At 57.2% G+C, this 7,249-nt stretch carries 11 protein-coding genes; 7 read left to right on the top strand and 4 right to left on the bottom strand.

Translation table 11 applies throughout. From position 1 onward, the window contains the following. Positions 1 to 601: PhoH family protein (locus AC221Y_RS17360; protein ID WP_486707857.1), on the bottom strand; the 601-nt coding region annotated here is incomplete at its 3' end. A gap of 202 nt (positions 602 to 803) precedes the next feature. Here AC221Y_RS17360 and AC221Y_RS17365 point away from each other — a divergent pair. Further along, positions 804 to 1,148: an ArsR/SmtB family transcription factor gene (locus AC221Y_RS17365; RefSeq protein WP_299757865.1), complete on the top strand. Its 345-nt coding sequence runs from the start codon at positions 804 to 806 to the stop codon at positions 1,146 to 1,148. Next, entirely contained in the window at positions 1,141 to 1,575 is a 435-nt protein-coding gene (locus AC221Y_RS17370) for an SRPBCC family protein (protein WP_299757863.1), read from the top strand. The genes AC221Y_RS17365 and AC221Y_RS17370 overlap by 8 nt, the downstream gene beginning before the upstream one ends. 150 nt (positions 1,576 to 1,725) lie before the next feature. Here the strand turns inward: AC221Y_RS17370 and miaB are convergent, their stop codons facing one another. Next, the gene (miaB, locus tag AC221Y_RS17375) at positions 1,726 to 3,033 is read right to left on the bottom strand and encodes a tRNA (N6-isopentenyl adenosine(37)-C2)-methylthiotransferase MiaB (protein WP_299757909.1); all 1,308 of its coding nucleotides are present in this window, start codon (positions 3,031 to 3,033) and stop codon (positions 1,726 to 1,728) included. Positions 3,034 to 3,215: 182 nt separating this feature from the next. Here miaB and AC221Y_RS17380 point away from each other — a divergent pair, with 182 nt between their 5' ends. Both AC221Y_RS17380 and AC221Y_RS17385 read left to right on the top strand, forming a co-directional pair. Next, entirely contained in the window at positions 3,216 to 3,392 is a 177-nt protein-coding gene (locus AC221Y_RS17380) for a hypothetical protein (protein WP_486707858.1), read from the top strand. Positions 3,393 to 3,595: 203 nt separating this feature from the next. Beyond that, a complete protein-coding gene (locus AC221Y_RS17385) occupies positions 3,596 to 3,832 on the top strand; it encodes a hypothetical protein (RefSeq protein ID WP_486707859.1) in 237 nt (78 codons plus the stop codon). Positions 3,833 to 4,053: 221 nt separating this feature from the next. On the opposite strand, the gene AC221Y_RS17390 is transcribed toward AC221Y_RS17385, so the two are convergent. Both AC221Y_RS17390 and AC221Y_RS17395 read right to left on the bottom strand, forming a co-directional pair. Beyond that, entirely contained in the window at positions 4,054 to 4,410 is a 357-nt protein-coding gene (locus AC221Y_RS17390) for a hypothetical protein (protein WP_299757854.1), read from the bottom strand. A 307-nt stretch (positions 4,411 to 4,717) separates the two neighbouring features. After that, positions 4,718 to 5,704: a 2-hydroxyacid dehydrogenase gene (locus AC221Y_RS17395; RefSeq protein WP_299757852.1), complete on the bottom strand. Its 987-nt coding sequence runs from the start codon at positions 5,702 to 5,704 to the stop codon at positions 4,718 to 4,720. A gap of 109 nt (positions 5,705 to 5,813) precedes the next feature. Between AC221Y_RS17395 and AC221Y_RS17400 the strand changes: the two genes are divergently transcribed. The 3 genes from AC221Y_RS17400 to trmB all read left to right on the top strand — a co-directional run. Next, a complete protein-coding gene (locus tag AC221Y_RS17400) occupies positions 5,814 to 6,323 on the top strand; it encodes an SH3 domain-containing protein (RefSeq protein WP_299757849.1) in 510 nt (169 codons plus the stop codon). 116 nt (positions 6,324 to 6,439) lie between these two features. Further along, on the top strand, positions 6,440 to 6,565 hold the full coding sequence (locus AC221Y_RS17405; protein WP_299757847.1) for a hypothetical protein: 126 nt from the start codon (positions 6,440 to 6,442) through the stop codon (positions 6,563 to 6,565). 294 nt (positions 6,566 to 6,859) lie between these two features. After that, positions 6,860 to 7,249 (top strand): tRNA (guanine(46)-N(7))-methyltransferase TrmB (gene trmB, locus AC221Y_RS17410; RefSeq protein WP_486707860.1); only part of this gene is annotated, 390 nt, incomplete at its 3' end.

Raw genomic sequence — 7,249 nt, forward strand, 5'->3', positions numbered from 1 at the left:
CTTTCATATCGCCGGGTAAAAACCCAAGCCGCTCTCCCGCCTCCACCGCCGGCCGGCTGAGGATAATCTTGTCGACGTGGCCTCCGATGAACATGTTTATGCCCACCGCCACAGCAAGATAGGTTTTGCCGGTGCCCGCAGGACCAATCCCGAAAGACAATTCGTTGCTAAACAAAGCGCGCACATAGGCTTTTTGTGCCACAGTCCGTGGCTCGACCAGCTTCTTGCGCGTCTTGATCTCGACGCGCCCGCCCTGAAACAGCTCCATTTGATCGCCGGCGCGATTGCTGGTCCCGCTGGCCGATGCCCCCATGCGGATTTCCGCATCGATGTCCCCCCGCGCCACTTCTTTGCCCTGCTCAAGGCGTGCATAAAGCGCGTTCAACACCTCAACAGCTTTTGCCTGTATCGCCGGTTCACCAAACACCACGAGTTGATTGCCCTGATGCACAAGCTGAACATCAAGAACGTCTTCAATGTGTGTTAGGTTGCGATTGAGCTCTCCGAAGAGATCGATCAGCAGGCGGTTATCAGGGAACTCAAGACGCGTCTCTGGGGCGTCTACGGATACGGTCGGCGGGGTCAACGCACTAATGGCCAAATAATCGAACTCCGTAATAAATCCTCGTTTCCTAGCCTTATGCTGCCAAGGGATTCCCCAACACGCAAGCATATCTCGCCATTATTTGCACGATCATCACGAAATATGGCGTTTCGAAGCGGTTGTGCCCACAGAGGGGCCGCGCCCACAATCATTCATCCAACGGGTTGACTGATAGAATCGAATCGCTTTATTCATCCATATGGTTGAACGAGATGATGACACGGACCTTACGGTAATTCTGAAAGCCGCTTGCGATCCCACGCGGCGCGCCATCCTGACGCTTCTGGCGCAGCACGGCGCAATGCGCGTGACCGACCTGGCACGACACTTCGAGATGAGCCTCAATTCCGTGTCCAAACACATCAAGACGCTGGAAAGCGCAGGACTTGTCAGCCGCAGGACCGAATGGCGGGAGCATTTGATCGAGCTGCACCCCGACCGCCTTTCCCGCATCCATGACTGGTTCAAGGACCTGCAATCGATCTGGGCACTGCGTTTGGAGAAACTGGAAACTCTGATGACAAAGGATGACATTCATGACTGATCAAGCCACGGACCTTAAACTTGAAATCACACGCCTTATTCCAGCCAATCGGGAGAAGCTTTTCGATGCTTGGCTAGACCCGGTGATGCTTGCGCAATTTATGATTCCGGGCCCCGATATGACGGTCCCAAAGGCCACGTCTGACGCCCGCGAAGGCGGGCGCTTTCTTGTGATAATGCGTGCCGGAGATCAGGACCTGCCCCATGCAGGTACCTACAAAACAATAGATCGTGCCAACCGCCTAGCCTTCACATGGGAATCCCCGATGTCTCCCGTTGAAGACAGCACTGTCACCATCGACTTTGAAGACGCAGAAGGTGGCACCAACCTGCGTCTCACCCATGTGCGCTTTCAATCCGACGAAAGCCGCACGAACCATGAAGGCGGCTGGACCCGTATCCTGACCACACTGGCCGAGAAAATCTGAAGGGCGGGGCTTAGGAAGCAGTACAACTTTCGGCAAAGCAAAGTGCGCGCTTTTGACCGACTGGCACTAGATATTTGGCGCCGTCGCCCTGATGATTGCCGCGCAAGGATTGCTGTATTCACTAACAGGACCGGGGCTTGCATGTCCCGGTCAGACCACCACACCGGCAAGCGAATTGCGCACACTTTCAACAATCCGCACCTTGGCTAAATCGCCGCGCGCCACCGCATCTGATGTCACATGTACCGCATGAAGATATTCGGATTTTCCAACCATCTGGCCTGGCAACCGCCCCGGCTTTTCAAACAGCACCGTCACTTCGCGCCCGACCATCGCATCTTGGGCCGCCTTTTGCTGACGCGTCAAAAGAGCCTGCAATCGCTGCAATCGCTCGTCGGCCTCTGCGCCGTCGACTTCTGCGCGTTCAGCCGCCGGAGTACCGGGGCGCGCCGAATACTTAAAGCTATAGGCCTGTCCGTAGCCGACAGTTTCCACCAGATCGAGCGTCGCCTGGAAATCCGCCTCGGTCTCTCCCGGAAAGCCAACGATGAAATCACTGGACAACAATAGGTCAGGGCGCACGCCGCGAATACGCTCGATTAGTTTGATGTAGCTTTCTGCAGTGTGCTTACGGTTCATCGCCTTCAAAATCTTGTCGGAGCCGGACTGCACAGGAAGATGCAGATAAGGCATAAGCTTTTCGCAATCGCCGTGCGCAGCAATCAGATCATCCTGCATGTCGTTGGGATGGCTTGTGGTGAAGCGAATACGCTCCAACCCGCCGGCTGTCGCCAGATCGCGGATCAATCCTGAAAGCCCGCGCGCATGGCCGTGATAGGCATTCACGTTTTGCCCTAGCAATGTGATCTCGCGAACGCCGCGCTCCACCAGATCGCGCGCTTCGCTCATGACCCGCTCTGCAGGACGGCTGACCTCGGCCCCCCGCGTGTAAGGCACAACACAGAACGCGCAGAACTTGTCGCATCCTTCCTGCACCGTCAAGAACGCCGTTGGACCACGCTTTGCTTTGGGTCGCGCCGCCAGATGCTCAAATTTATCCTCTTCCGGAAAATCCGTATCCAACGCCTTTTCCCCGCGGCGCGCTTTGGCTTCCAACTCGGGCAGACGATGATAGGACTGCGGCCCCACCACCAGATCGACCATCGGCTGACGGGCCATGATCTCGGCGCCTTCAGCCTGTGCAACGCAGCCCGCCACCCCTATTTTCAGATCGGGGTTGGCATCCTTCAATGGCCGGTAACGCCCCAGTTCAGAATAAATTTTCTCGGCCGCCTTTTCGCGGATATGACAAGTGTTCAACAAAATCATATCGGCGTCATTCGCCGTATCCGTCGCCACATAGCCCTGCTGGCCAAGGGTTTCCGCCATCCGCTCGCTGTCGTAGACGTTCATCTGACAACCATAGGTCTTGATAAAAAGCTTCTTCGGCGTGGTCATCTCGAGGGGCACTTCCGACATAAAGGGATCAACAAGCCCCCTACACCGCCCGCCCCCGCTTGCCAAGGTCCGAGGGCCCGCACCATCGTGCCGCGATCCTTGCAACAACCCCGGCCATAATGCGCTTTGCCTCCCTTCGCGACGCACAGAAAAGTCCGGCTATCAGGTAGGCAGATGGCCCGGTGGTGATCCTGATTACCGAGAACGAAGCGACGTTGCAGCAAACCGTTGAACGCCACCCGAAAGCGGGGTTTCACACCCTGATATTGGTCGCACCTGCAGACCTTCTGGTACCTGGTAAAACGGCCCAAAGCGTCATCCGCATCCGCCAAATCACACGCGGGCCGAACGTGACGTAAGCAATCATAAATCCATCTGTCGCAGCGCTTCCCGATAAATCTTGGGTCTACGACGGCTATAACGCCGAGTTCCTCTTTTACCTGTTTTCGGAAACACGGTCCGTCGGCGAAATGTTAAGCTTCCACACTGAAGAACGCCGACTTTCCATGCTGACCTATGTGATCGACATCGATCCTGTTGATCTTGGCGCACCGAAAACGCAGTGTCCCTCGCCGACGCTGTGCAGGATTGCTCTGGCTATTATGCCCTGGCGCGAAAATCCAATGATGGCTCTGTCACCGGCTGCCAACTGGATTTCTATGGTGGCTTGCGCTGGCGGTTTGAAGAACACATCCTTAATGACCGGGGTCGCATTGACCGGATCGCCCTTGTGCGGACCGAAAAAGACCTGACACGTTGCAACGACCACATATGGCCAATGGAATATCGCAGCCCCTAAGCCTGCCCCGGTACCTCAATCTAACGGCCGCCGTGGTCTCGTTCCGCACGGCCAACACGCTTAAAAGCAACCCGGCACGCCGCTTTAAAATCGACACCTTCCGCTGGGAAAATTCAATGCTCTTCAATTGACGCTCTCGCCGACTTCTTGACCTTGGACGGATGGAGCCGGGCCAATGGTTTTGATGCGTCTTTTGGGAAAATACTCTGCCGCAAGGCTCCCTAGCTGTCCGGCAATAAGCCGCGCCGATCAATCGCCGCATCAAATGCATCTACAGGAAACACCGGCTCAAGCAATTGGCGCAACGCGGCGCGTCGCGGATGCGTGGGATTGGCGATCGTGAAGCAAACATAGTCCTCAACCATCGCCGCTTGCTGTTCGAACCCGAATGCGAAAAACACCGGCGCCTCGCCCGAAGCCGAAAAGTAGGGGTCAGGCAAAGCGATGCCTTCGGCCACCGCACGGAACGGCGAATAGCCGGTCCAGGCCCGGTTCTGCCATTGCCAGACGTGGGTCAATTCATGAGCGAAGATCAAACCTTGCGGAAATCTCAATGCCTTCGGCCAGGCCAACGTCATGTCCCGCGCCTGCAAGGGGCCGCTGAAATGAACGACGTTTCCTAGGGCAAAGGCTTGCGGAGGCTGGGCGCCGCGGGGCTGTGGCCTGCGCACACACGCCCTCTCGGTTCCGCGCATTACCCGAGGCTCGTCGACGTCTTTCGCCCCATAAGGTGCCGACAAAATCCGAACCTTGGCCGTGTTCAGCGTTGGTCCGAAAAGGTCTTGTGCAAAAGCAGTCTCAGCCGGAGTCAACGGTCGGGCGCAGGCAGCAACCAGACAGGCCGCCAAACACAACAGCAAAAATCTCACCGCGCCGTGCGCCCGCTCAAAGCATCGACGGAACCACCAGATCAGGTGGCCGGTGCCCATCCGCGAATGTTTTGATATTGATGATAACTTTCTCGCCCATCTCGATCCGCCCCTCGACCGTCGCGGACCCCATATGGGGCAGTAAAACAACATTGGGCAACTCACGCAGGCGTGGATTGATCTTGTGACCGTGTTCGAAAACGTCCAGGCCCGCCCCGGCAATCGCACCCGAGCGTAGCATCCGCGTCAACGCGTTCTCGTCAATCACTTCACCGCGCGACGTGTTCACAATAACCGCCGAGGGCTTCATCAAGTTGAGCCGCCGCGCGTTGATCAGATGAAACGTCGAAGGCGTATGCGGGCAATTGATCGACAGAATATCGACCCGCGCCACCATCTGATCAAGGCTCTCCCAATAGCGGACGCCCAATTCTTCTTCGACCTCGGGACGCAGTCGTCGACGATTATTGTAATGGACCTCCATGCCAAACGCTGCCGCGCGCCGCGCAACCGCCTGGCCGATCCGCCCCATGCCCAGGATCCCAAGCCGACGCCCACCGACGCGCCGACCAAGGTTCGCCGTCGGGGACCAGCCGTCCCAATTGCCCTTTTGCATGACGGCAAGCCCTTCCGGGATGCGCCGCGTCACTGCAAGAATAAGCGCCAGCGTCATGTCGGCCGTATCATCCGTCAGAACGCCGGGTGTGTTCGATACATGAATGCCCCGCTGTCGCGCCGTGGCGACGTCGACATTGTCGACCCCTGCCCCGAAATTCGCGATCAGCTTCAATTGCTCACCGGCCTGCGCCAGTACGCCTGCGTCAATAATATCGGTGATCGTCGGCACCAGAACGTCCGCCGACCGCACAGCCGCAACCAACTGATCGCGCGTCATCGGCTTGTCGTCCGCAGAAAACGTCGTTTCAAACAATTCTGACAAGCGCGCCTCAACCACTTCGGGAAGGCGTCGCGTCACAACAACTCTCAGGCGTTTGTTTGGCATTTTGATCTCTGACCTTCCATAAGCCGCAGCTTTTTGTCAAAGTGGCAAGGAACGACCTGAGGCACAAGAGACGCTTATCAAGAGCGCGCTAAAAACAGGACAGAGCAGTATGACCAGCGGACACAAAATCCTTGGCCCCGCGGCTGGCCTTTGGCTTGCCTTTCTGGTGGCGTTTTCTGCTGCCGCAGCCGAACGCGGCCCGGTCACAAACCTTCCGATGCCACGCTTCGTTTCGCTGAAAGCCGAAGAAAGTAACGTGCGGCGCGGGCCGTCCCTTAGCCACCGGATCGACTGGGTGTTCACACGACGCAACATGCCGCTGGAGGTCACCGCAGAATACGGCCACTGGCGCCGCGTGCGCGACCGTGACGGCATGGGCGGCTGGGTGCATTACTCGCTGTTATCAGGCGTGCGGCACGTGATCATCGAGCGAGACGCGACACCACTTTTTATCAAACCCGATCCGGAAAGCCCGGTAAATGCCATGGCCCAGTCGGGTGTAATTGCGCGGCTAGATTCCTGCGATCTCGATTGGTGTCGGATCGTGGCGGGAGGTAACCGCGGCTGGGTCGAGAAGCGCAGGATCTGGGGTATTCGCCCTGAAGAAGTGCGAGAGTAAGGTATTTAAATCAGAACTCTAACGCAAAAATATACGCTCGGATGAAATCTCTTTACCTCAAGTAAACTTGAGGTCGTGGCCGGCCTTTAGACATTGCATCTAAAAGAGCCAAAGCAATGGCGCAGGCACGACTGGAACACATCAACATGATCGTTTCGGACCCACAGGCGAGCGCCGCATGGTTGGGCCGCGTGTCTGGCTGGGAAATCAGATGGGCGAGCGCCGGGGTGGAAACCGCCTAAACCATTCATTTCAGCACGAACAACACCTGTGTTGCGCCGTTTACCTTCCCCAAAACGCCCGCACCAAATGACGAAAGTTACGTCAAGGTTCGTTGGGTCAACCATTGGGCGGCGGTCCTCGATGACCTTGATACTACCGGGAAACGCGTCCTTGCCAGGAGGGCGAAACCAAACGCCAAACCGACTACGAGCCGGGACGACGTTTTTTATTTCGATGACGGCGACGGCATTGAAATTGAAGTTGTCACCTACGACTGACTTGACCTTTCGAGTGGGCGGTGGCACCCGCCGCCCATGACCGATCAGCATCCCTCCGGCGCTCCATGGCGCAACTTTTACGGCCGATTCAAAGGCAAGGGCCTTCGTGACAGCCAGAAACGTTATTTGAAGGACCTGACTCACCTGTCGCCCGGTGCCGTCGACTGGGCCGAAAACCCCGGTCGCACCAACATAGATCTTCCTGCGATTTTCGGCGATAAGCCGGTCTGGCTTGAGATCGGCTTTGGCGGCGGCGAACACATGGTCCACCAAGCCGCCACCCATCGCGATGTCGGCATCATCGGGGCCGAACCCTATATCAACGGTGTGGCTATGCTTTTGGGCAAAATCCGTAAAGCCGAGGTCGATAACGTGCGCGTCCACCCCGGCGATGTGCGCGATTTGCTCGACGTTTTGCCGGACGAA

This window comes from Boseongicola sp., from assembly GCF_057460485.1.

Bases quoted from the DNA above. Each gene is read 5' to 3' on its own strand.
- AC221Y_RS17365 (WP_299757865.1), top strand. From the start codon at position 804: ATGGTTGAACGAGATGATGACACGGACCTTACGGTAATTCTGAAAGCC.
- AC221Y_RS17370 (WP_299757863.1), top strand. From the start codon at position 1,141: ATGACTGATCAAGCCACGGACCTTAAACTTGAAATCACACGCCTTATT.
- miaB (WP_299757909.1), bottom strand. From the start codon at position 3,033: ATGACCACGCCGAAGAAGCTTTTTATCAAGACCTATGGTTGTCAGATG.
- AC221Y_RS17390 (WP_299757854.1), bottom strand. From the start codon at position 4,410: ATGACGTTGGCCTGGCCGAAGGCATTGAGATTTCCGCAAGGTTTGATC.
- AC221Y_RS17395 (WP_299757852.1), bottom strand. From the start codon at position 5,704: ATGCCAAACAAACGCCTGAGAGTTGTTGTGACGCGACGCCTTCCCGAA.
- AC221Y_RS17400 (WP_299757849.1), top strand. From the start codon at position 5,814: ATGACCAGCGGACACAAAATCCTTGGCCCCGCGGCTGGCCTTTGGCTT.
- AC221Y_RS17405 (WP_299757847.1), top strand. From the start codon at position 6,440: ATGGCGCAGGCACGACTGGAACACATCAACATGATCGTTTCGGACCCA.